This is a genomic window from Colwellia sp. NW0002-52-1 (assembly GCF_057550865.1).
This window is the reverse complement of the sequence record NZ_BAAJLU010000019.1, coordinates 17902-42871: the sequence shown is the minus strand read 5'-3', so window position 1 is coordinate 42871 and position 24970 is coordinate 17902. Positions and strand designations below refer to the sequence as shown.

The window sequence follows — 24970 nt, the reverse complement described above, 5'->3', positions numbered from 1 at the left end:
AAAACATGTTAGTTACTTACTAAAAGTAAACTCTTTTGGTGGTGTTACAGCCATTAAGTGTTGTACAAAATAGTCCCAACGTTTACGCATCATGTAATGCTCTCTAGCAAAGCCATGGCCGCGATTAGGTAGCATAAGCATATCAAAGTCTTTATTTGCTGCTATTAACGCTTCTGCGACCACTAAGGTGTTATATGGTGGTACATTTGTGTCTGTTGTGCCATGTGCTAGTAGTAACTTACCTTTTAGGTTTTCTACGATCAATTGATTAGCTTGGCTGTCATAGTTAGTTGTACCATCTTCATTTTTAACTAATAAACCATGATATTTTTCGCCCCATTCATCGGCATAGTTTCTATTGTCATGATTTCCCGCTTGAGAAACAGCAACAGAATAAAAATCAGGGTAAGTTAATAAAGCGCGAGTCGAAGCAAAACCACCACCAGAATGGCCCCATATTCCTACACGATTAATATCAATCCAGCTATTTTCTGTTGCTAGTTGTTTAATCGCGGCAACCTGATCTGGAATGCCACTGTCGCCCATATTTTCATAGTAAAATTCATGAAAGTTTTTTGAACGACCTGGCGTACCTAAAGCGTCAATTTCTATAACGATAAAACCAAGTTCAGCGATGGCTTGATTATCGCCTCTGGCTGATCTGAAGTGGCGACCACGAATACTGCCCACTTGTGGGCCAGGATATAAATAATTTACCACGGGGTATGACTTACTGGCGTCAAAATCACTAGGTTTATACATTAATCCGTAAATGTTATGTTCGTTATTGCGATCTTTTACTATAAATGGACTTGGAGCCTCCCAACCTGTAGCGGTTAGATCATCAATATTCATTTGCTCAACAATAAAGCCTGACTTATTAATAGTACTGCGAATAAAACTGGTTTCTGGTTGTGTTGGCGTAGATACACGATCTAAAAAGTAATCTGCACTTTTACTTAGGGTAATGCGGTGATGCTTTTTCTCAGGCGTTAGTAAGGTTAAATCTGAGCCATCTTTATTGATACTGTAAAGATAATGAAAATAAGGATCTCCACCCTCTTTACCTGCTCCAGTAAAAATTAATTCCCCCGTTTCTTGGTTAACATTCAGTAAAGCTAAAACGGTCCAATCACCTTTAGTTATTTGATTTTTAATCTTGCCTGTTTCAGCATCAACTAAATATAAATGTCCCCAGTTTGAACGTTGCGAAAACCAAATAAACTCATGGCTTTTATCAAGATACTTCCAGCTAATATTACTCACACCCGATTCGAAAAAACTCTCAGCTGTTTCAGTGAAAACGGTTCGAACTTTGCCTGAGGTGGCATCGGCTATCTTTAGTGTTGCTTTTTTGTGATCACGAGATGATGAAACAAAGGCAAAATGACGGCTATCGCTCGACCAATCAATATCTAACAAACTACCATCGCTACCTGCAACATGATCCGTTATGGTTGATCTATGGTCGTCTGCAGGCATGTCGAGAACAACAACACTTGCTTTCTCGATATCAATCACTACACGGTGGATTTTAAAAATGTTTTCATCACCAGGTAATGGGTATTTCCAAACATCAATTTCAGGGTGTCCTACCGCAGTAGACACTATACCCATTTCACCAACATTGCGGCCATCATGTTTAAAGGTAGTTAGTTTTTTTGAATCAGGAGACCATTTTACTACCGGTTTTTTACCGCGAATCCAACCCGCATTATTGGTTGCATAAGCAAAGTTTTCTATACCGTCTGTGGTTAATTGCTTTTCGCTATTATCGTTAAGGTTTCTAAGCCACAAATTATGTTCACGAATGAACACCGCTTGTTCACCATTAGGTGCAATGAGTTCGTTACTTTTAACGGCACTTTCATTTACTTGGCAGGTATAGTTCTGAATATTACATTGGTAAAAATTACTATCTACTTTTAACGAAATAAGCCCATCAGATATAAAGTCGATTCGACTAAAAGGTAAGTCTGTTTGGCTAACATCTTGTTCGGTAACGCTTGCTAATGCTTTGGCAAGCTTTTGATGATTAAAAGCTAACTTCTTGGCTTTTGTTTTAGTATCAACAATAAAGAATTGTTTGCCATTTTTGGTATGGCTTTGATAAACAAGTTTATCGTCTTTAGTCCAATTGGGTTTTTCAACTGTGCCGTAAACTAATGCTTCAGTATGTTGAGCTAATTGGCATTCTGCTTGTTGATATTTTTCTATGTCGAGAACTTCGGCGCTAACATTAAAGCCTAAGCACGCTATAGCAGCAGCTGCATTTATCGTTTTTATTTTTGAAACCATGAATAACCTTTTATTTAATAGCTATAAAATAGGATTTTTTTATATTCTATCACTTCTAATATATTTGCTTTGTAAATAATCGTTCAACAGAATCATCTTTACGATAATTAGCCATCAAGCTGTTATCAATTGTAATATTTCATTCTCTTTAGACTAAAGTCTACCGTATTTTTCACCCATTTTAGACTTAGGTCTAATTTATAAGTCATCGCTGATTCTCTAGTGTTAATAACATCATATATAGCTTCGATTAAATTTTATTGAAGAGATTAATTAGAGAGTAATATGCTTAACACGCAAGAACTACATGCCGAATCAGCGCCATTGTCGTGGCTGCAATCTAATAATGGGGAATGGCAGTACTTTACTGATGAAAGTTTAATTAAAACAAGTTCGGCACCTGATAGCGAACCAGATTATATTTGGTTAGTTTCTCAAACTACGGTTAGTCATAAAGTATGTGGTTATCGAATTGCTAACCAGACGATGGAAAACTTTATTGAGCAATTAGCTGGGGTTGAGCAAGCCATTGTAATTGGTGTTCCTCATGAAACGAAAGGGAATGCGCTTCATGTTTTTATTGAATTAAGCCATTTAAACATTGAAATAAATACTTTATCAAACGCTATAAATGCCAAGCTTGTGGGTGGTATAGGTGAATTTGCTCGTGCCGATATTATAAAATTTGTTGAATATCTTCCAATTGAAAAAAACAAAAGATGCATTAGAAAAAACCTTAAATTACAAGCTATTAATTTAAAGTGTGCAGCATAAAAAATATAAAAATAAGATAACGATTTGTTAAATATTCACATAATTAATACGTTATTAAAACTTAATTAATAAAAACACTGCCAGAGCTTATCTGTTGTTGCTCTATGGTTAATAACACACGGGGAAAGTAAAAATGTTAAATAAGAAAAAGCTTTTATTAGCAACAGGTTTATTGGCTATGGCTGGCAGCGCAAGCGCTGGTTATGAAATTAAATTATCTGATAACGACACTGTTACCTTTGGTGGCTATATCAAATTAGATGCACGTTATGTTGACGGTGATATTAACAGTATTACTAATGACTATTGGGTTGGCGCGGGTACAGTAGGCGATATTTCTCGCACTAGCTTTCGTGCAACCGAGTCTCGCTTTAACACTAAATATGTTCATGGTGATATAACGGGCTTTATTGAACTTGATTTTCATGGTGGCGGCGGTAACGAAATTGTATCGAATTCAGCAAGCCCAAGATTACGTCATGCATTTATTAAATATAAAAATATATTAGTGGGGCAAACTTGGTCAACGTTTGTTAACACCAGTGCGTTAGCTGAAGCGGCTGATTTTGCCGGCCCGCTTAATGCTGCAGCATTTATTCGACAAGGCCAAGTTCGTTATACCCATGGAAATTTTCAAGTCGCGATAGAAAACCCTGAGTCAGATAAAGGTGATCCTAGCCAAGATAAAATGCCAGATGTTATTGCTAAATATACCTTCAAAGGTGATTGGGGTAATGTTTCTGTTGCGGGTTTAGCTCGACAATTAAACACAGTTGGTGGTAATTCTGAGTCGGCATTTGGTTATGGCATTGCAGGTAAAATTAATACCTTTGGCAAAGATGATATTCGTTTTCAATTACATGGCGGTGAAACCGGGCGTTATGTTGGTGTAGTAGCGGCTCGCGATTTAGTTGGTGAAGAAGTCGAGGAAACTACGTCTTACATGGTTGCTTATCGCCATTTCTGGAATGACGATATTCGCAGTACGGCATTTTTTGGCAAAACAACCACTGAAGTTGCCGATGCTGACAGAAGACATTGGGGCGTAAATATATTTAAGAACTATACCAAAGAGTTATCATTTGGTTTAGAAGTAGGGAATTTTGAATCTGCTGATCAAAATGCCGATTCAGACTATGTACAGTTTTCCGCAAAATACGTACTTTAGTTAACAATCTTGCGTTAGTAAACCTCCCAACCGAGGTTGTTTATGGGGAAGCAATAGCTTCCCTTTTTTTATCTTCAAAATTTAATATGGGCCAATTTCACCTTAAAAACTATATTAACAATAGTTTCAACGACAGCCCTCAACTTAACTCTGACAGCTAAAGACTGTTTGCTCAATGAATAATTTATTTCTTTAATTTAGCAAATGCATCCGCAAAGGCATTACCCATAGCGGCATTGTTATCAGCCTTTGGTTGTTGAGTTCTGGTTTTATTCTTGTGATGCTGACCTTTAGCATGTTTGTCATTACTTTGTGTTTTATGTGACTTTCCTAATGGTTGGCTTTTCACATGTGGTGTTGCTTCATCTAAACGCATGGTTAAGCTAATGCGCTTACGTTGTGGGTCAACTTCAGTTACCTTAACTTTTACCACTTCGCCAGCTTTAACCACTTCATGTGGGTCGCTAACAAACTTATTAGTGAGTGATGAAATATGCACTAAGCCGTCTTGGTGAACACCGATATCAACAAAAGCACCAAAATTAGCCACGTTCGAAATAACGCCTTCTAGTACCATGCCTACTTTTAAGTCGTTAATGGTATTAACGCCTTCTTGAAAGGTTGCTGTTATAAACTCAGGTCGTGGATCTCGCCCCGGTTTTTCTAACTCGTTGATTATATCTTTAACTGTAACTTCACCAAAATTATCGCTAATTAAGGCTGTAACATTAACTTTCTCTAATTCAGCTTTGTTACCCATAACATCACTGATATCGGCGTTAAGTTGTGTTAACAGTTGCTTAACTAAATCGTAAGTTTCAGGGTGAACACCCGATAAATCTAACGGATTATTCCCATTATGAATCCGTAAGAAACCAGCCGCTTGTTCGAAGGCTTTAGGTCCTAAACGTGCAACTTTTTTTAGTTCATTACGGTTGTTGAATCGACCATGTTCATCACGAAAACTTACTACGTTATTTGCCATGGTTTTGTTTAAACCCGACACGCGCATTAATAAAGCAGCAGAAGCACTGTTTAAGTCAACACCCACGGCATTTACACAATCCTCAATAACGTTGTCTAAGGTTTGACTAAGTTGACTTTGGCTTACATCGTGCTGATACTGCCCCACACCAATGGCTTTCGGGTCTATTTTAACTAACTCTGCTAATGGATCTTGTAAACGACGTGCAATAGAAACCGCACCACGTATAGATACATCTAAATCAGGAAACTCTTTAGCTGCAAACTCAGACGCTGAATAAACCGAGGCGCCCGCTTCACTAACAATAACTTTTGTTGGTTTATTGGTTTCTAACTTAGCAATAACATCGGCAATAAGTTTGTCACTTTCGCGTGAAGCTGTGCCGTTACCAATCGCCACCAACTCTACTTTATGTTGCTGACATAAATTAACTAAAGTACGTACTGACTTATCCCAATGATTTTGTGGGGCATGAGGGAATATGGTTGCCGTTTGTAATAATTTACCGGTAGCATCGACTATGGCAAGTTTACAGCCGGTTCTAAGACCTGGATCTAAACCTAAAGTTACTTTCGCGCCAGCAGGTGCCGCCATCATTAAGTCGTTTAAATTACGTGAAAACACTTTAATGGCTTCAACTTCGGCTTGTTCGCGTAACTGCCCTAATAGTTCTGTTTCTAAACTTTGGCTCAGTTTTACTTTCCATGTGGTTTGTACAACTTTAGTTAAAAATTCTGCTGCTGCTTGGCCTGTTAAACGTAAATTAAAATGTTCGCTGATCAGTTGTTGTGCACTTGAAAACGCCCCTTCTTGCCCTGGGTCGGTATCAATGCTTAACGATAGTAGTTTTTCGTTACGTCCTCGCAACATGGCTAACATACGGTGTGACGGTACTGATTTTAATAATTCAGAATGTTGGAAGTAATCGCGATATTTTGCCGCTTCATTTTCTTTGCTTTTTATAACTTTACTACACAAGTGAGCTTGCTTAAGAAGGTGGCGGCGTAATTTCTGAATTAAATTAGCATCTTCAGCAAAACGTTCGACTAAAATAAAATGTGCGCCTTCAAGCACTGAGGCAACATCACTAAACCCTTGCTCACTATTGATGAAAGCTATTGCTTCTTGTGCTGGGTTAAGCTGCCAATTGTTATATATTTTATTCGCTAGCGGCTCTAAACCGGCGGTAATCGCTATTTGCCCTTTGGTTTTTCTTTTGGGTTTATAAGGTAAATAAAGATCTTCTAAACGGGTTTTATTATCGGCATTATTTAGCTCTTTGGCTAAAGCTGGCGTTAATTTACCTTGCTGTTCAATATTATTGATAATAACTTTTCGACGTTCGGCTAAGTCGCGTAAATAAACTAAGCGTTGGGCAAGGTGGCGTAAATGATTATCATCAAGTCCTTGGGTAACTTCTTTTCGGTAACGGGCAATAAAAGGAACCGTTGCACCTTCATCTAGTAAGTTTATAGCCGCATTTATTTGGCTAGTATTTACATCAAGTTCTTTGGCTATTTGCTCAGCAATGGGCGTCATTTATACGGGATCCTAGATCTTTAAAAGTCTTGTTTTTGTTGGCCTTATTATACACTCAATTACTACTGAGGTGCGATACAGCCAGTAAGTTTTTTCAGCAACCTTAAAAAGCCTAAATCCTAGGTAAGGGCGAAATATAATTTTAATAGAGAAGCAGGTAATTTAGCGTTACAATGTTGTAATACGTTATCAACGGTTGGTGAGTTTATGCTTATTCATCAAGTTGATATAAGTAACTTTATCAATTAAAACGGAAAAATTATGGCTCTCTCTGTTGTTATCTTAGCGGCGGGTAAAGGCACTCGCATGCGCTCTGCTTTACCTAAAGTTCTTCACCCTGTTGCTGAAAAGCCGATGGTATCTCATGTTATTGACGCGGCGCGCCAAGTAGATAGCGAAAATATTTATTTAGTTTATGGCTTTGGTGGCGATGTACTTAAAGCTAAAGTTACCGGCGATGATTTAACTTTTGTTGAACAGAAAGAACAACTAGGCACTGGCCATGCGGTTGATATGGCCTCACCTTTTTTAGCTGATGATGAAGATGTTTTAGTACTTTACGGTGATGTACCGTTAACGAAAGTGAGTACATTACAACGCTTAATTGTTGCAAAACCAGATAATGGTATGGCGCTATTAACGGTACATTTAGCTAACCCAACTGGTTACGGCCGTATTATGCGTGATAGTTCAGGTACGGTAGTTGGTATTGTTGAACAAAAAGATGCTACAGCTGAGCAACTACTAGTTAATGAAGCTAATACCGGTATTTTATTAGCTAATGGCGGCGATTTAAAACGCTGGTTGGCTAATTTATCTAGCGATAATGCGCAAGGCGAGTATTACTTAACTGATATTATTGCAGCTTGTCATCAAGAAGGTAAACTCATTACCACTGCTCATCCAGATAGTGAAATTGAAGTAGAAGGCGCTAATAATCGCGTGCAACTTGCAGGTCTTGAAAGAGCTTATCAATTAAGAAAAGCTGAAGCGTTAATGATTGCAGGTGCAAGCTTACGTGATCCTAACCGCATTGATATTCGTGGTAATGTTAGCGTTGGACAAGAAGTGGTGATTGACGTTAACTGTATTTTCGAAGGTGATGTACAAATTGCTGATAATGCCATTATTGGCGCCAACTGTATTTTGAAAAACTGCAGTATCGGACAAGGCGCTGAAATTAAGCCTAATAGTATGGTTGATGGCGCTATAATTGGTGAATTAGCCTCTGTTGGCCCATTTGCTCGCATACGCCCAGGTTCAGAGTTGATGCGCGATTCTCATATTGGTAACTTTGTTGAAATGAAAAAAACACGCTTAGGCGAAGGCGCAAAAGCTGGACATTTAAGTTATTTAGGCGATGCGGAAATTGGTGCTAAGGCTAATATTGGTGCCGGTACTATTACCTGTAATTACGATGGCGTAAATAAAGCAAAAACTATTATCGGTGCTGGTGCATTTATAGGCTCAAATGCTTCGTTAGTTGCACCTGTTACTATTGGTGAAATGGCAACAACAGGAGCAGGTTCGGTTATTGTTAAAAACGTTGATGATAACGAGCTTAGTGTAGCTCGTGGTAAGCAACGTAATATTGCTGATTGGAAACGCCCATCTAAAAAATAAATCAAAGCATGAAAGGATCTCTTATTACACTGTTTTTGTTAAGGTTAATTTTCATAAATATTTTATTTATGAATTTTGTGCGAGCTGAGTCAGCTTTAACGGCTGTTGCAGCCGAACACCCTATGCTGCAATATTATGAAAATAATGAAATAAAAGGTCCAAGTGCAGAAATTCTCAAATTGCTATTATTGCAAAGTGAATTGCAAGCCCCGTTTGAACTGCTACCTTGGTCTCGAGCATATAATACAGCTTTAAATCGAGAAAACACCCTTGTTGTTAGCATGATAAGAACACATGCCCGTGAAAATCAGTTTCATTGGCTAATTAAAGTTAGTGAACTTGTGCGTGGTTTTGTTTCACTGAATAGCCGCCCTGAAAACAGTATTCAAAACTTAGAGGAAGCAAAATCTAAAACCACTGTTGTAATAAGGGATAGTTATGGTTATCACTCATTAGTAAAATTAGGTTTTAACGAAGCAACTAACCTTTATGTTGTATCATCTTTAAAGCATGGCATAGCACTATTTTTATCAGGTAAAGTAGATTTAATTTTTGCCGACCCGAATGTATTAACCGATTTCTTTGCAGAGCAGCAACAAAATGCTCAAGCGTTATTTTCTGTTCTTGTTTTACCAGAAACACGTCGAGATAGTTATATTGCTGCGAATATAAACACAGAAAGCGGCATACTCGAAAAACTGAAGCGTGCTGCAGATAAATTACGTACCGATCCCGGTTATCAATATTATTTGGCTTATAAAGCCTTGAAAGAAGATTAGATCTTAGATAAATATTGTTTTTATTTTCAGCTTTTGTTCTAATAGCTAAGTTTTAAACCGAAACTTTTAAGAGTGTAAACGAAAGCAATGTCAAAACGAAATACCCAACAGCGTCGTCATACCATTATTGCAGAATTAAGCAACTTAGGCGAAGTAAGTGTTGATAGCCTTGCGAAAATGTTCGATACCTCAGAAGTTACTATTCGTAAAGATTTAGCCGTATTAGAAAACAGTGGTTTATTATTGCGCCGATACGGTGGAGCTGTGCCTTTACCGCATGAAATTACTGAACCTAAAACAGAGAAAGTTTCGAAACGAAAGATTATGATCGCAAAAACAGCAGCATCGCTGATTCGTGATCACAACCGTATTATTTTAGATAGCGGCAGTACAACATCTGCCCTGGTGCGTGAGTTAAGTGCTAAACAAGGTTTAGTGGTTATGACTAATTCGCTAGCAATAGCGTCTGATTTACATGCGCTTGAAAACGAACCGACATTATTGATGACCGGTGGTACTTGGGATACACATTCTGAATCATTCCAAGGGCAAATTGCCGAAAATGTATTGCGTTCTTATGACTTTGATCAGTTATTTATTGGTGCCGATGGTATTGATTTAGCGCGTGGTACAACAACCTTTAATGAACTTTTAGGTTTAAGTCGCGTTATGGCTGAAGTGTCGCGAGAAGTTATTGTAATGTTAGATTCAGAAAAACTTAATCGAAAAATCCCTAATTTAGAATTACCTTGGGACAAAATTCACACGTTAATAACAGATGCAGACATGCCTGAAGACGTGAGAAGCGAAATAATTAAACAAGGCGTTAACCTCGTTATTGCCAGTTAAAAGGACAAGAATATGTGTGGAATTGTAGGTGCTGTCGCACAGCGTGATGTAGCAGACATTTTAGTAGAAGGTTTAAAGCGATTAGAATATCGTGGTTACGATTCTGCTGGTGTTGCAATAATTGATAATAACAACAAACTTATGCGAGCTCGTCGTTTAGGTAAAGTGCAAGAGCTTGCTGATGCATTGCATGCTAACCCATTAGCTGGCGGCACAGGTATTGCGCATACACGCTGGGCAACGCATGGCGCGCCAAGTGAAGTTAATGCTCACCCGCATGTATCATCAGAAACTATAGCGGTTGTGCATAATGGTATTATTGAAAACCATGAAAGCTTGCGTACTCGCTTGCAAGCCCTAGGGTATGTTTTTACCTCGGAAACAGACACTGAAGTTATCGCACATTTAGTTCATCATGAATTAAAAACAGCAGAAAACTTATTAAGCGCAGTTCAAGTTAGCGTAAAACAATTAGAAGGTGCTTACGGTACCGTTGTTGTTGATACTCGCGACAAAGATCGTGTAATCGTTGCGCGATCAGGTAGCCCATTAGTTATCGGTTATGGCGTTGGTGAAAACTTTATTGCCTCAGATATGTTGGCATTATTACCCGTTACGCGTAAGTTTTCTTTCTTAGAAGAAGGCGATGTCGCTGAAGTTACACGTTTCGAAGTTAACATTTTTGATGCTGATGGTAAGTCTGTAGAGCGTGAAGCAAAAGAGTCGGAAGTAAGTCACGATTCTGGTGATAAAGGTGAATACCGTCACTACATGCTAAAAGAAACTTATGAGCAACCAACAGCTATTCGTAATACGCTAGAAGGTCGCTTATTAGGTAATGTGTTAGACATCAAAACCTTTGGTGATGGCGCTGACGATATTTTTCAAGAAATTGAGCATGTGCAAATTATTGCCTGTGGTACCAGTTATCACTCAGGTATGGTTGCCCGTTACTGGTTAGAAGCTTTAGCCGGTGTTTCATGTAATATCGAAATAGCCAGTGAGTTTAGATATCGTCAATCGCATGTGCCGAAAAATGCTTTATTAGTAACAATTTCACAGTCAGGTGAAACGGCTGACACCCTAGCTGCTTTACGTTTAGCAAAAGAAATTGGTTACCGTGCGAGCTTAACTATTTGTAACGTTGCAGGCTCATCATTAGTTCGTGAATCTGATTTAGCCTTTATGACTAAAGCTGGCGCAGAAATTGGTGTAGCTTCTACTAAAGCCTTTACTACGCAACTAGTTGGTTTATTAATGATGACATTAGCCATTGGTCAACATCATGGTATGTCGTCAGAAAAGCAAAACGAAATAGCTCAATCGTTAATGACCTTGCCAAACAAACTTGAAGAAGTATTAGCTTTAGCTGGTTCAATTGAAGATTTAGCAGAAGACTTTGCTGATAAGCATCACGCATTATTTTTAGGTCGTGGCGATCAATACCCAATTGCAATGGAAGGCGCATTGAAGCTGAAAGAAATTTCATATATTCATGCTGAAGCCTATGCCGCAGGTGAACTTAAACATGGACCATTAGCGTTAATTGACGCCGAAATGCCTGTTATTGTTGTTGCCCCTAAAAACGACTTAATTGAAAAATTAAAATCTAATGTTGAAGAAGTACGTGCTCGTGGTGGCTTAATGTACGTATTTGCTGATGCAAGTGCTAACTTTAGCAGCGATGATACAATGAAGGTTATTAATGTGCCGCATTGCGATGACATTATTGCTCCTATTGTTTACACCTTACCATTACAGTTATTGTCTTACTATGTGGCGATAATTAAAGGTACAGATGTTGACCAACCACGTAACTTAGCGAAATCAGTTACAGTTGAATAGCATTTGATTGTTATTTAATGCGGCTTTAATAGTTAATTAATTTGGTACCAAATACCTAATTTTGGTACCAAATTAAAACGATAAACCCAAAGTTTATAAAGCTAAAATTCATGACAAGCTATGGCTTTATCAACAGCTTAAAATAGTTTAAACCCTTCTTACATTTTAAAAATTTTATTTAACATTCCCGCAAGACGTACACCTGCTTTAGACATTTGTTCATTTAACAATGGTGTATTTTTAAATACGTATTGATAGCTTAATTCTTTATCTTCAGAAAAGTTATATACGTTGGCTCTTATAGCTTTGGAGTCTTTTGCCCAATCAAGATATTTAGCGCTTTGCCATAATTTAATGGTATCTGCAGAGTAATTATTTAAAAAATGAGCATACTCGGTGTAAGACAGCTTTTGATTTTCGATAATGGCAGAATCCCATACTGCATGAAGATTTTTGGACTTTCCAAACCATGTTACTTTTATATCATTGCCGCCACGATCATCTCTGCGGCCAACATGTAATGGTTGGTGTATATCTCCAACAAAATGTATGTAAAAGGCTAATGCTTGCCACTTCTCTTCCTTACTTATGGTGTTATTGCGAAGCTGTTTTTCAAAATCAGACAAGGCTTTTAGTACATCACCTGATTTACTTCTGCTTAGTCCGGTAAATGACTCATCATCATCTACTGAGATATAGTGCCAAGGCTTGGCATGGTCCCAATGTTTATCTGAACGAATAGTGTCAGGCCAGTTTGCTAATTTTGCTAATGGATCACCATTAGTTATTTCCATCAGTACCTTTTTAACGTCAGGGTCTAAGTTATCTTCAGCGATTTTTGCCACTATACGATGCCCATTAGGCCCTAATGCTGAAGCTGATTTCATCGGTAAGTTAGCTAATATGGTTATCATGACAACCATAAACATTTTGTTAATCATTTATCGTCCTTTTCCTTTAGTTTGCTAAATTTTATAGATTGATACAATTTTATCGCTATATTGCTTATCTAGGGAGAAATATACAACTAGTTGTTGTTTATTGCATAACACCACTGTTTTATAAATTTACTTAATTCTCTTCATTGCTCTGCAACTTATACAAACCTGTCTGTAAAAATTTCAATTAATTAATATGAAATCTGTAAAGTAATTTAGATGTGATTAATTTAAATCTTTATATAACATTAGCTTATGTTTTATTTTCTATCTGGCACGATTAAAGCATTAAGTTACTCGTAGTTCGAAACTAAATTAATTAAAGGGGAATACTATGTTGAACTGGGCACTTACATTTTTAGTTGTTGCTATCGTTGCGGCAATATTTGGCTTTGGTGGTATTGCAGGCGCAGCAGCTGGTATTGCTAAAATTATATTTTTCATCTTCGTTGTATTATTGGTTATTTCATTAATCGCTAATGCCATTCGTGGTAAATCACCAAAACTTTAAGGAAAAAATTATGACTTTTATTAAAAAATTATCAACAACAATGATCACACTTGTAGCAGTATTAGGTTTAGCGGCATGTAGTGGCGATAAAGCAGAAACCGCTGGTGAGAAAGTCGATGACATGGTACATGATGCCGGAAATGCTATGGAAGATGCCGGTGATAAAGTAAGTGACATGGCAACTGATGCTGGTAATGCTGTTGAAGACGCTTGTGAAAATGTAAAAGAAGGCGTAAAAGCTGACGATACAGACTGTTAATCTACAGTTAAGAAATAAAAAGGCCTTTCTAGGCCTTTTTTGGTGACTGTTTTTCATCGAATTTATAAGGTTAGCGATAAAAATATTGGCAATATATTTCAACTTTTACTACCGGCTAACATTCAGGTAATAAGCATCAATTACAGATCCGCACTTAACTTGAAGCGTTATCTTCATTGAATGAAAATTCAACCTTGGCATAAGTAATCTTTACAATAGCCTTTGTACTTTCTATACACCATTGATATTTTCTAAAGTTAAATAACTAAATATCAATGGCTTAAATTAGGCTCGATACTTGCTACTTAATGCTCACAATAGATAAAAAGGAAGTAATAATGATTACAGTAAGCAACTCAGCCTATTTGGGGTTTTACTTATACTTATTGATGGTACTTGTTCAGTGGGCAGTAGCAACTTTTAGTAAAGCTAAGCAACCCAATGCTATTCCAGGCAAAATTGACGAAAATTTATCCCACGATAGTTTTGTATTTAGATCACACCGCACTTTTGAAAACACGCTAGAAAACAGTACGCTATTTGTAGGCACGGTTCTTTTTGCTTTTGCTCTTAACCTTCAAAGCCCTATTTTTGCTGTTTGCGTATGGGTTTATCTTGCCGCGAGAATTATCCATATGGCGTTGTACTATGCTATTGCAACCGAGAAAAACCCAAGCCCACGTACTTATTTCTTTTTAATTGGTGTAGTTGCCAATATCACCATGTTGGTAATGATTGGACTAAGGTTAATTGCATTTTAAATTTTTTATTCATTTACATAATCGAATAGAAATCTTAAATACTATAAGGAAACAGATAATATGAAAAAAACATTAATTATTGGTGCCAGTGGCCAAATTGGTAAAAAATTTACCCAACTTATGCTTGATGATGGTAATCATGTTGTTGCGCTTGTTCGTGATAAAAGTAAATTATCAGCTATTAATAATGAAAATTTAACGATTGTTGAAGCCGATCTCACTAAAGATTTTGGTAAGGCATTTAAGCAATGTACCAATGTGGTTTTTGTCGCTGGATCTGGTGGTAATACAGGAGCAGATAAAACCATGTTAATTGATTTATGGGCCGCATGCCGAGCGGCTGATTATGCAAAAGCTAATGCGATTGAGCACTTTATATTAGTCAGTTCAATCGGTGCTGATGCACCGTCAGAAGGCTCAGAAAGTATGCAACCTTACTTAATTGCCAAACACATGGCTGACGAACATTTAATGCGTAGCGGGTTGCACTACTCTATTGTTCGTCCTGGCACATTAACCAATGATGCAGGTAAAGGAAAATTTACAATAACAAGGCCCGAGCAAAAAGAATATGCAATTATTACACGAGATGACGTTGCTAAGGCACTGTTATTTATTGTTAATAATTCACCTAAAGTAAACAAAATAACAGAGCTATTTAATGGCAGTAAAAGTATTGATGAAGTAATGAAATAGACATTTAATATTTGTGAGCCCTGCTCAATTTATTTAAATGACTATGATGCTATATTGATTAAGATCAGCATTAAGCAATAACGCGACTTTTTAGTCGCGTTATTGCTATTTAGGGCTTAGGTTAATGGGGACTCATTAGCCCTATTGGCAATTTTAGTGCACCCCCAATCTGTAAATCTCACACTTCATAATGAATATTTTTCATGCCCATTGGTTTACTTATTAACAAGCTAAAATAAACCATATTTATTTATCATTAAATCAAGGGGTTATAGGGCTTGTTTTAATGTGAAATGTGGCTTTAGCCTTGCAATGCTCTGTATATCTAACGCGACAAGAGGTCAAAAAACTAATGAGTAATTCAATAGAGACGATCAACCCCTTTACCGAGGAAAAGATTAAAAAGTATAACTTGCTGACACATGGCGAAGCTAAGCTTGCCTTAGAAAATGCCGAACAGAGTTTCAATAAATGGAAGCTTGTTGACGTTGCAGAGCGAGCAAAGTTAGCGCTATCGCTAGCGCGAGTGATAGAAGACAATCAGCACGAGTTAGTGCAACTCATGGTTGACGAAATGGGTAAAGTTAAATCCCAAGGTGAGCAAGAGGTAGCGCTGTGCGTTGAAATCTGTAAATACACGGCTAGCATTGCTGAACAGGCACTGGCTAATGAAGAACGCGATTATGAACAAGGTAAAGCACTGATCACTTATCAACCTATTGGTGTTATTTTAGGAATTCAGCCATGGAACTTCCCTTTATATCAGGTGATGAGATATAGCATTACTAATGTAGTTGCCGGTAACACTACCGTGATGAAACATGCCTCTAATGTGTTTGGTATGGCAGAAAAAATTCAATCTCTCTATGAGCAAGCTGGATTTCCCAAGTATGTTTACCAGTCGTTACTTATTGATGGTGAAACTGCCAGTAAGTTAATTAGTCATGATGCTATTCAAGGGGTTACTTTCACCGGTAGCGATGAAGTTGGAAAGTTGGTAGCAGAAGAAGCGGCTAAACATAGCAAAAAGACAGTATTAGAACTAGGTAGTAATGATGCATACATGGTTTTAGATGATGCAGATATTGCGCTAGCGATAGCAACCTGTGTTAAAGGACGAGTTATTAATAATGGTGAAACCTGTGTTTCTGCAAAACGCTTTATCGTCACCGAAAAAAATTATGATGAGTTTAAACAAGGCTTTAAAAAGGGGATGATGCAACTAACATTAGGAGACCCTTGGGCAGATGATACTGATTTAGGCCCAATGGCGAGAAAAGACTTACGTGATAAATTACACCAACAAGTTACTGAATCTATTAAGCGTGGTGCAACGGTAGTTTGTGGTTGTGATATTCCAGAGGGAGAAGGTTTCTTTTACCCAGCATCTATTCTAGAAAACGTAAGACCTAATATGCCGGCATATGATGATGAGCTATTTGGTCCTGTTGCTGCGCTTATAAAGGCGAGTGATGATGAGGAGGCAATGCGAATTGCTAATGACTCTCGCTATGGTTTAGGTGGTGGTATTTTCTCTATAAACGAAGAACGAGCGGTTGAGCTTGCTCAGAAACACTTTAACACGGGTATGGTTAACATAAATGGCTATGGTTTATCGCAACCAAACCTACCTTTTGGAGGAGTGAAAAACAGTGGTTATGGTCGAGAGCATGGTGGTTTTGGTTTAAAAGAATTCGTTAATATTAAATCAATAATGATTAATAGACCAACATCATAACGAAGCACGAGATTGTTTTATTTATAATCAAGACGCTCAATGTAAGTTGGGCGTTTTTAAAGTCAAATTATAGTAGGTTTTCTTAAAATTTAAGCCGTATTAACGGTTAAATCATTCACTTAAAAACTACGTGTTAAAATCAGCAGATAACAAGCTGCGTATAGACACCCTGATTAGGTTTATCGGCATTAAATGGTGATAAAGCGAAAGATACAGACTTTTAAGTGCTCACTTGGTAGTTACACAAAAAGGCCTTTCTAGGCCTTTTTTATTGCCTGAAAAGCAAGCGTATTGATATTAGTGAACCTTTAGTTTATTTAAATGAATGCTATTCTTGTATAGTCGGTAAATATTTTACTTGCTTTGGCTGTTATTGATATATAATAAAACTTATAAACGCTCGTTAATTAATAATTTTCAGTGGGTTATGAGTGATTTTTAGATGAAATAAGTAATAAGCTATGTTTATGGATATCTAAAAAATTAACCTGAGAAAATCATTCATTAAATGAAGGGGGTTTATTTTTAAGTTATTGCAGCAATATTTAGTTTTAGTGATATAGCTGATTCAGTTATTGGTATTATAAAAATATAATTTATTTTCTTAGGGTTGCCGATTATGTCTTTAATCGGGCATGCAATTCGTGGAAAATAACTAAAAATCTAGGGAATAAAAATGACATTTATTAAAAAATTATCAACCACACTTATTTTATCTGTTGCTATGTTTGGTTTAACAGCATGTAGTGAAAAAGAAGCAGAAAAAGCGGGTGACAAAGTTGAGTCTGTTGCACAAGATGCCAGCAGCACTATGGATAAAATGAAAGACAGTGCCGGTAATGCACTTGAAGCCGCTGGCGAAAAAGTTAACGAAATGAAAGACAGTGCTGGCGATGCCCTTGAAAGTGCTGGCGAAAAAGTTAGTGACATGAAAGACAGCGCAGGCGAAAAAGTATCGGCATTAAAAGATGATGCAGGCGAAGCAATGGAAAAAGCCGGCGATAAAATTGGCGATATGAAAGATAGTATCAGCAACAAATTTGGTGATATGAAAACTGATGCAGGTAATGCTATTGAAGATGCTTGTGAAAAAGCAAAAGAAAGTGCAGATGCTGAAGACGAAGATTGTTAATTCTTTAACAATGTTATAAAAAAGGCCTTTAAGGCCTTTTTTTATAAGCAATTTATGACGATTATACTAACTGCGCTCCCCCACACTTCGCTAATTTAATGTGGGGAAATGCAGGCGTTAATTAGGCTAAGTCAAAGCGATCAGCGTTCATAACTTTTACCCAAGCGGCAACAAAATCGTGTACAAACTTTTCTTTATTATCATCCTGCGCATACACTTCGCTGTAGGCACGCAGTATTGAGTTAGAACCAAAGATTAAATCAACACGAGTTGCTGTCCACTTAACTTTATCTGTTTTTCGCTCACGAATTTCATACAAGTTATCATCTACAGGTTGCCACTTATAGTTCATATCCGTTAAGTTGACAAAATAGTCGTTTGTTAAAGCACCTTCATTTTCTGTGAATACCCCATGTTTGGTACCCCCGAAGTTAGTACCTAACATACGCATACCACCGATTAAAACGGTCATTTCATGAGCGGTTAATCCCATTAATTGAGTTCGGTCAAGCATGAGCTCTTCAGCGCTAACTTTATAATCGCCTTTGAGCCAATTTCGATAGGCATCATGTAAAGGTTCTAGCACTTCGAATGATTCAACATCAGTGAGCTCATCCGTGGTATCACCACGACCAGGCGCGAACGGCACGTTTACTTCAACACCCGCAGCTTTTGCTGCTTGTTCAATACCGACATTCCCCGCTAATACAATAACGTCAGCAATACTGACACCACTGCTGCTTGCAATGTCTTCAAGGGTTTTTAATACCTTGTTCAAACGCGATGGCTCATTACCTTGCCAATCTTTTTGCGGTGCAAGACGAATGCGTGCTCCGTTAGCACCACCACGTTTGTCAGAGTCGCGATAAGTTCTAGCGCTATCCCAAGCAGTGGCAACCATGTCACTAACACTTAAGTCACTGGCAGAGATTTTTTCTTTTACAGATTCAATATCATAATCTGTCATACCTGCAGGTACAGGGTCTTGCCAAATAAGATCTTCTTGTGGTGCTTCTGAGCCGATATAGCGTACTTTTGGTCCTAAATCTCGATGAGTTAATTTGAACCATGCACGTGCGAAAACATCTGAAAAATACTCAGGATCTTTCGCAAAGCGCTCTGATATTTCACGATAGGCTGGGTCCATTTTCATGGCCATATCGGCATCAGTCATTATTGGCATAGTGCGAATGGATGAGTCTTCAACATCAACAGGTTTATCTTCTTCTTTAATGTCGACTGGTTGCCATTGCCATGCGCCGGCAGGACTTTTTTCAAGCGCCCACTCGTGCTCTAGTAACATAGAGAAATAGCCGTTATCCCATTGCGTAGGGTTTGTGGTCCATGCACCTTCAATACCACTGGTAACAGTATCACGACCGATACCACGCTTAGTTTTATTGTTCCAACCAGTGCCTTGTTCTGAAATGTCGGCAGCCTCTGGCTCTCTCCCAAGCTTTGATGCATCGCCATTACCATGACATTTACCTACGGTGTGGCCACCAGCAGTTAGCGCTACGGTTTCTTCATCGTTCATGGCCATACGTTCAAAAGTAACTCGAATATCATGAGCTGTTTTTAAAGGATCTGGCTTGCCGTCGACACCTTCAGGATTAACGTAAATTAACCCCATCATAACTGAAGCTAAAGGATTTTCTAAATCACGCTCACCTGAATAACGGCTGTTTTCACTGTCACTTGTTGCAAGCCATTCTTTTTCTGCGCCCCAATAAGTGTCTTTTTCAGGGTGCCAAATATCTTCACGACCGAAGGCAAAACCAAAGGTTTTTAACCCCATAGATTGATAAGCAATAGTGCCAGCATATGAAATCAAATCTGCCCAGCTAAGTTGATTACCGTATTTTTTCTTTATTGGCCAAAGTAAGCGACGTGCTTTATCTAAATTGGCATTGTCTGGCCAAGAATTAATTGGTGTAAAGCGTTGATTTCCGGTAGCAGAGCCTCCGCGACCATCAGCAATACGATAGGTACCCGCTGCATGCCAAGTCATACGAATCATTAAACCGCCATAATGGCCCCAGTCGGCAGGCCACCAGTCTTGGCTGTCAGTCATTAATGCGTGTAAATCTTTGTTTAGTGCTGCAATATCAAGATTTTTTACGGCTTCTCGATAATTAAAGTCAGCAGCCATTGGATTCGTTTTACGGTCATGTTGATGAAGAATGTCGAGATTTAATGCTTTTGGCCACCATTGCATGTTTGTCATTGAACTTTCGGTTGCACCACCGTGCATAACAGGGCATTTTCCGCTAGCCGTTTTTTTATCATTCATATTCAATTTCCTTGGGTGAATTGCTATAAATATCTTTGGTGATTAGTTGCTGTGAAGACATGAGTTCACGCGAGCACATAGCTTACTAAACGTTTTAAATCCTAAGGTATAGACCGATATAAGTAGCAAAAAGTTTCAGATAAATTGTTGTTAAAAATATTAAAAGCGCCAGTTATTAAGTGGCGCTCTGTATTGTGTAATATTATTTTAATCAGCGGTTAACCGTTAGCGGCATCTTGCACCGCTTCACCTGCGCTTTCTATGTCTTTACCGGCGCCTTCGATTGTTGCACAGGCACCTAAAGCACAGCTAAGTAACAATACCGTTAATATAGATTTGATATTTGAAACGTATGTTTTAACTTTCATTTTGCTTTCCTTCTAGGTTGTTAACTTTTTATGATCATAAATATTAAGCTGCGTATTTATTCTCGTTATTTGAGTATGGCGTAATTAAATATTTTCGCTGTTATTTTATCTAGTAACTGAGCTATGCACTGCTTTCATTAGATTCCGCTTTATTTGTACTTTTTTCAGTCGCTTTTTGGCTCAACATGGTATTTAGTTTTTCACCACCTTTAGCACCAAAATCTAGCGTTCGAATTGGAAACGGTATTAATATGTCAGCTTGTTCAAGCGATGACTTTATTTTTACTATCGCTTCATGCCTTGCTTGCATAAATCCAGTTTCGCCTGGGTAATCTATCCAAAACCAAACTAATAAATTGATACTGCTATCAGCAAAACTTTCAGCAAAAACTGCGGTTTCATCTTGTTTGATAACAAAGTCACATTTATTCAATGTTTCTACAATAACCTCTGCAGCCACTTCAGGATCGTCTGCATAAGATATACCGACAGGAACCTCTATGCGCCTAATACCATTAATACTGTAGTTGGTCAGTACGTTTCTAAACATGATCTTGTTTGGCACTACTTCTAATTGACCGAAAAAGGTTTCAACCAAGGTATTACGTAAATTAATGGTTTTAACGGTACCAAAAATTTCTTCTGTTTCTACAATGTCACCGATTTGAAATGGTTTTCTAATGCCCATGGCAATACCAGCAATCAGGTTTTCTGTCATGTCTTGGAATGCAAAGCCTATGGCTAAGCCAATAATACCTGCACCGGCTAATAAAGACGTTACAGTGCCTTGCAGACCCAGAAAGTCTAGTGCGACAAAAATACCTGAAAGTAACACTACAACTTTTATAATTGATGATAGTAGGTCGGCAATTTGTATAGAGTCGAGTGCTTTTCTGAGCACTTTGCGGGTAACTTTCCCGACAATTCTGGCGATAATAGAAAATATAATGGCGATGAAAATTGCCACAACCAGGTTGGGCAGGTGTTGAATGCCTGTTTCTAACCAAAGTTGCAGCTTTTCGTTGATAAGTGGCCAGAATTTATCTAACTCAATTAATTTCATTGTTTTCCTTAATGTTGTTGTTGTTTACTTTAGTGCTCATTATTTATTGTTACTTGACCGTGTTATTGAATGTCGTCGTCATCAGAGTCAAACGGAATCGTTATATTGTTCATCTTCAACCTCATTGTATGCTGTAAGCTTTAAAATTTAATTAACAATGGTTTTTTATAATCAAGAGTTATGCCACAACGTAACTACTTGATAATATTGTTTTATATTTTATTGTTGGCAGATACTTGCAAGTAACTGTGTAATTTTTACAGAGTAAATTGTTAAGCATGCAAGTGCAGAGGTAGAAGCATAAAAACAGAGTTTATTTCTCGTAATATTGTGTTTATTCTTCGCTACTAAATATATTTAATGATTTTTGCATCACTTCTATAGTTAAACATTGGCTTGAAAACACCTCGCCATCGATGACATATTTAAGTTCATGATTTGCATTTATCACGATTTTTTTAGCGTAAGCATGTTTACTTTGAATTGGCTGTGTTTGTTGAGTTAGCCCTGATAAAGCCAATTCAGCTAAGCTGAGCATATTGTTTGTTATATCTTGTTGAGGGTGTATCCAGGTAACATCAAGTAAACCATCTTTAATATTGGGTGCTCCTTTCCCCTGCGCTAATATGGTTGTAAATGGTGCGGCATTAGCGATAACTAAGCTAGTTGTTTCAATGGTTTGTTCTGGCGCTTCATCTAGCTTCACTTTCAAGTGTAATGTTTCGTTACTGCTAACGGCTTGCCAAAAAGCGTGCAAGTATGCGAATTGACCACCAGCATTCTTCTCTTCTCGGTTAGCGCTAGTAATCATTTTGTTTTCAAAACCTAAACCTGCTAACAGTAGCATTAGGTTGTCGTTACACTTTGCACTGTCAATTTTGGTTTTTTTACCGGCAATAATCACGTCACAGGCTGTACTTAGTGGAATAAATTTTGAGCTAATACCGTAAAGAACATGCGCAAGGGCGTTTGCTGTGCCCATGGGTAAAATTCCCATCGTAATATCTGTGTTGACGAGTTCTGTGGCAACTTCAGTTAATGTACCATCGCCCCCACAGGCAATAATTGTTTTTGCACCGTTTTTTATGGCTTGCTGGGTTAAGCTTCTAGCCGACGTTGTTTGGGTTGTTTCTAAAATATGGCAAACAAAATAAGGTGATAGTCGTTCAATAGTTTCTGCTTTATTTTCTAACCATTTGCCACCACCAGATACCGGATTTGCAATTATCCATATATGCTTTTGTTGCGAGCTAAGGCTATCTTTATTAAATTGCACTAATGCGCGTAGTTGGGCTTTATTGAGTCCTGCGGTAGTGCGTATACCGGTTATTTTGTCTAAAGCTTGAGCTACGGTTAAGTTTTTATTTTTACTTAATAAATATGCTGCCATCACCAAAACTGATCTGCCGCGCCCCAAAGCACAATGGATAACGACACCATGAGTATTTGAAAGTTGGTTTTCAATCCAATGAACCGCTTTTTGTAACTCTTTTGCTTTAGGGCTTTTATGATCTAATACCGGTAGGTTGTAATAATCTAATGCTTCGCTTTGTGCTGTCCAATCTAAGCCGTTAAACTCAGCAGTAACATCTAGTATTGCACTAACGCCTTGTTGTCTTAAGTAAGGAATATCAGACGGAAAAAGTCGGCAGGCCAAAAACAAATTATGTTCAATTTTTTGAATAGCAGGTACCTTGTCATACTTTCTCGCCCATGCGTTATATAGCTGAGAGCCTAATAAGAAAGGAATAAAAATCCACCTAATATAAAAAGGTATGCTGCCATTTCTTTTTTTTCTGAAAATCCAAGGTAAATCAAAAATATAGGCTACACTCACAAGTGTTAAAGACAAGCCAATCCAAGCAAAAACAACCTTAATAAACAAACTGCTACTCAATAGAAATACTGCAACAGCTAAAATAGCGGCTATAAGGTAATATTTAACGATAAACATGAATTTTCTCCTATTTTAGATCGCTAGTTCAGTTGAGCAACGTCAGTTAAAGTAGGGTTGCTTAAATAAATTTTAATTGAATACCAAAACCAATTCGTTGTTGATGATGGTTATAATCAACTAAAGAGTCGCCATAGCCATTAAAGTATTGCATTAGTAACTCGTATCTCTCACTTATTGGGTATGAAATGTTGAGTTCAACACTACCTTTATTTTCACTGGTTTTTAGGTTGTTTCTTATTAAGGTAATGAGATTGAAACTTCCAAGTTTAGTACCATAGCCAAATTCTGTATGGCCTAAAAATGTGGTGATATCAGGATTATCGTCGCCAGTAGAATCAAAAGGATCATCTTTTGGGTCTTCTTTTATTCGATACCAGGCTTTTAGGTAATAAAATGAGTCTTCATCACTAAACATTGCAGAAGCAAAAACTCTGTTCCAGCTTCGTGAGCGTAAACCACTTTGACCATTTGACTGATGGCTTACGCCAAGACGAATTTGGTTAAATTTGAAACCAGCAAAAGTGAGCTCATTTCTCCAAGAGTAAAACAACTCAGGTTCATAATTGGTTTCTCTAAACGGCTTCGAAGCTTCACCATTGTAAACTTGCCAATATGAAACAGCTGTAAAACCCATGTATAAGCCAGATGTGCTGTTTTCCATTTGGTATAACGGTAATTTAACGCTAATTTGGTATTTTGCTTCTATGTTATCAACATTTTCAGTATTTAAACCGGTAGCGCTGAGAGTGTTTGGATTGCTAGCATAGGAAAATGGTAAAATATAATTTAGTCTATGCTGTGAAAATGCAAAAGGGTTAGCAATAGCTTTGTTAACAGCCTTCGATCTTTGGTCTAAAATTGAAGGCTGAGCTAAATCATTAGAAACTTCTTCTGCACTCAGGTTAAAGCTTATAATTAAAATAGCGCTTGTTAGTAACGGCTTAATACTTTTTAAAATTTTAATCAATTTGACATCTCTGCTTGATATTGAGTTGCTAACTCTATTTTTTGGCTAGCGCTTAGGTTTTTACCCGCTTGTTGAAAAAATTCTCTTTCTTCTTCAGCTAAGTGATGGGTAACTTTATGTTGTAATGCTTTCATGGTTTTTAACCAAACAGGCGAATCCATATCGGTTGTTTCTAGTTTGGCAATAAACTCATCTATTTCATGGTGTTCAGCAATGGCATGTCGAGCAAGCTCAATGGTTGTATCAAGCTCCATTAGCGGCATGTAAAAGTGACGTTCTTCGGCAGCTGAATGACGTTTTAATTGGTGTTTTAAGTCGATAAAAAAATCTCTTCGGCTTGCGGAGTCACCCGACGTCTCTACTAATGCTTTCATTAATAAACGTTGTTTTTCATGATCACTACTTAGTGCGGCAAAAATATCCATGG

Annotated in this window: 21 protein-coding genes; 12 read left to right on the top strand and 9 right to left on the bottom strand. The window is 37.7% G+C overall.

What is annotated here, in order from left to right; translation table 11 throughout:
- Nucleotides 1-12 precede the first annotated feature (12 nt).
- A complete protein-coding gene (locus AC27H3_RS15650) occupies nt 13-2298 on the bottom strand; it encodes a S9 family peptidase (RefSeq protein ID WP_487107629.1) in 2286 nt (761 codons plus the stop codon).
- Between the two features lie 285 nt (nt 2299-2583).
- Here AC27H3_RS15650 and AC27H3_RS15645 point away from each other — a divergent pair, with 285 nt between their 5' ends.
- Complete coding sequence (locus AC27H3_RS15645; RefSeq protein WP_487107627.1) at nt 2584-3072, top strand: AMP-binding enzyme; 489 nt, start codon at nt 2584-2586, stop codon at nt 3070-3072.
- Between the two features lie 133 nt (nt 3073-3205).
- The gene (locus AC27H3_RS15640; protein WP_085306331.1) at nt 3206-4240 is read left to right on the top strand and encodes a DcaP family trimeric outer membrane transporter; all 1035 of its coding nucleotides are present in this window, start codon (nt 3206-3208) and stop codon (nt 4238-4240) included.
- A gap of 184 nt (nt 4241-4424) precedes the next feature.
- Here AC27H3_RS15640 and AC27H3_RS15635 read toward each other — a convergent pair whose 3' ends face one another.
- The gene (locus AC27H3_RS15635; protein WP_487107624.1) at nt 4425-6764 is read right to left on the bottom strand and encodes a Tex family protein; all 2340 of its coding nucleotides are present in this window, start codon (nt 6762-6764) and stop codon (nt 4425-4427) included.
- Between the two features lie 261 nt (nt 6765-7025).
- Here AC27H3_RS15635 and glmU point away from each other — a divergent pair, with 261 nt between their 5' ends.
- The 4 genes from glmU (at nt 7026) to glmS (ending at nt 11860) form a co-directional block, all read left to right on the top strand.
- Nucleotides 7026-8387 carry a bifunctional UDP-N-acetylglucosamine diphosphorylase/glucosamine-1-phosphate N-acetyltransferase GlmU gene (gene glmU, locus AC27H3_RS15630; RefSeq protein ID WP_487107622.1) on the top strand — a complete coding sequence of 454 codons (1362 nt, stop codon included), beginning with the start codon at nt 7026-7028 and terminating at the stop codon, nt 8385-8387.
- A gap of 68 nt (nt 8388-8455) precedes the next feature.
- Complete coding sequence (locus AC27H3_RS15625; protein WP_487107620.1) at nt 8456-9166, top strand: substrate-binding periplasmic protein; 711 nt, start codon at nt 8456-8458, stop codon at nt 9164-9166.
- A gap of 87 nt (nt 9167-9253) precedes the next feature.
- Nucleotides 9254-10015: a DeoR/GlpR family DNA-binding transcription regulator gene (locus AC27H3_RS15620; RefSeq protein ID WP_487107618.1), complete on the top strand. Its 762-nt coding sequence runs from the start codon at nt 9254-9256 to the stop codon at nt 10013-10015.
- Between the two features lie 12 nt (nt 10016-10027).
- Nucleotides 10028-11860, top strand: a complete 1833-nt coding sequence (glmS, locus tag AC27H3_RS15615) for a glutamine--fructose-6-phosphate transaminase (isomerizing) (RefSeq protein ID WP_487107616.1) — start codon at nt 10028-10030, stop codon at nt 11858-11860.
- Between the two features lie 158 nt (nt 11861-12018).
- On the opposite strand, the gene AC27H3_RS15610 is transcribed toward glmS, so the two are convergent.
- Nucleotides 12019-12801 (bottom strand): S1/P1 nuclease, encoded by a 783-nt coding sequence (locus AC27H3_RS15610; protein WP_487107614.1) that lies wholly within the window; start codon nt 12799-12801, stop codon nt 12019-12021.
- Between the two features lie 331 nt (nt 12802-13132).
- On the opposite strand from AC27H3_RS15610, the gene AC27H3_RS15605 reads away from it, so the two are divergent.
- From AC27H3_RS15605 to AC27H3_RS15580, 6 genes are all read left to right on the top strand, one after another.
- Complete coding sequence (locus tag AC27H3_RS15605; protein WP_085300754.1) at nt 13133-13309, top strand: DUF1328 family protein; 177 nt, start codon at nt 13133-13135, stop codon at nt 13307-13309.
- 10 nt (nt 13310-13319) lie between these two features.
- Nucleotides 13320-13568 carry a hypothetical protein gene (locus AC27H3_RS15600; RefSeq protein ID WP_085300755.1) on the top strand — a complete coding sequence of 83 codons (249 nt, stop codon included), beginning with the start codon at nt 13320-13322 and terminating at the stop codon, nt 13566-13568.
- Nucleotides 13569-13906: 338 nt separating this feature from the next.
- On the top strand, nt 13907-14329 hold the full coding sequence (locus tag AC27H3_RS15595) for an MAPEG family protein (protein ID WP_487107611.1): 423 nt from the start codon (nt 13907-13909) through the stop codon (nt 14327-14329).
- Nucleotides 14330-14389: 60 nt separating this feature from the next.
- Nucleotides 14390-15025, top strand: coding sequence for an SDR family oxidoreductase (locus AC27H3_RS15590; protein WP_487107610.1), 636 nt, complete (start codon nt 14390-14392; stop codon nt 15023-15025).
- 352 nt (nt 15026-15377) lie between these two features.
- Entirely contained in the window at nt 15378-16763 is a 1386-nt protein-coding gene (locus AC27H3_RS15585) for an NAD-dependent succinate-semialdehyde dehydrogenase (RefSeq protein WP_487107608.1), read from the top strand.
- Between the two features lie 676 nt (nt 16764-17439).
- Nucleotides 17440-17895 (top strand): hypothetical protein, encoded by a 456-nt coding sequence (locus tag AC27H3_RS15580; protein WP_085300758.1) that lies wholly within the window; start codon nt 17440-17442, stop codon nt 17893-17895.
- Nucleotides 17896-18016: 121 nt separating this feature from the next.
- Here AC27H3_RS15580 and katG read toward each other — a convergent pair whose 3' ends face one another.
- The 6 genes from katG to AC27H3_RS15550 form a co-directional block, all read right to left on the bottom strand.
- On the bottom strand, nt 18017-20188 hold the full coding sequence (katG, locus tag AC27H3_RS15575; protein WP_487107606.1) for a catalase/peroxidase HPI: 2172 nt from the start codon (nt 20186-20188) through the stop codon (nt 18017-18019).
- Between the two features lie 218 nt (nt 20189-20406).
- Nucleotides 20407-20556 carry an entericidin A/B family lipoprotein gene (locus tag AC27H3_RS15570; protein WP_085300760.1) on the bottom strand — a complete coding sequence of 50 codons (150 nt, stop codon included), beginning with the start codon at nt 20554-20556 and terminating at the stop codon, nt 20407-20409.
- Between the two features lie 121 nt (nt 20557-20677).
- Nucleotides 20678-21619, bottom strand: coding sequence for a mechanosensitive ion channel family protein (locus AC27H3_RS15565; RefSeq protein WP_487107604.1), 942 nt, complete (start codon nt 21617-21619; stop codon nt 20678-20680).
- A 334-nt stretch (nt 21620-21953) separates the two neighbouring features.
- On the bottom strand, nt 21954-23573 hold the full coding sequence (locus tag AC27H3_RS15560; RefSeq protein WP_487107603.1) for a diacylglycerol kinase family protein: 1620 nt from the start codon (nt 23571-23573) through the stop codon (nt 21954-21956).
- Nucleotides 23574-23634: 61 nt separating this feature from the next.
- Nucleotides 23635-24543 carry a phospholipase A gene (locus AC27H3_RS15555; protein WP_487107601.1) on the bottom strand — a complete coding sequence of 303 codons (909 nt, stop codon included), beginning with the start codon at nt 24541-24543 and terminating at the stop codon, nt 23635-23637.
- Nucleotides 24540-24968 (bottom strand): hemerythrin domain-containing protein, encoded by a 429-nt coding sequence (locus AC27H3_RS15550; protein ID WP_487107599.1) that lies wholly within the window; start codon nt 24966-24968, stop codon nt 24540-24542. The genes AC27H3_RS15555 and AC27H3_RS15550 overlap by 4 nt, the downstream gene beginning before the upstream one ends.
- Nucleotides 24969-24970 lie beyond the last annotated feature (2 nt).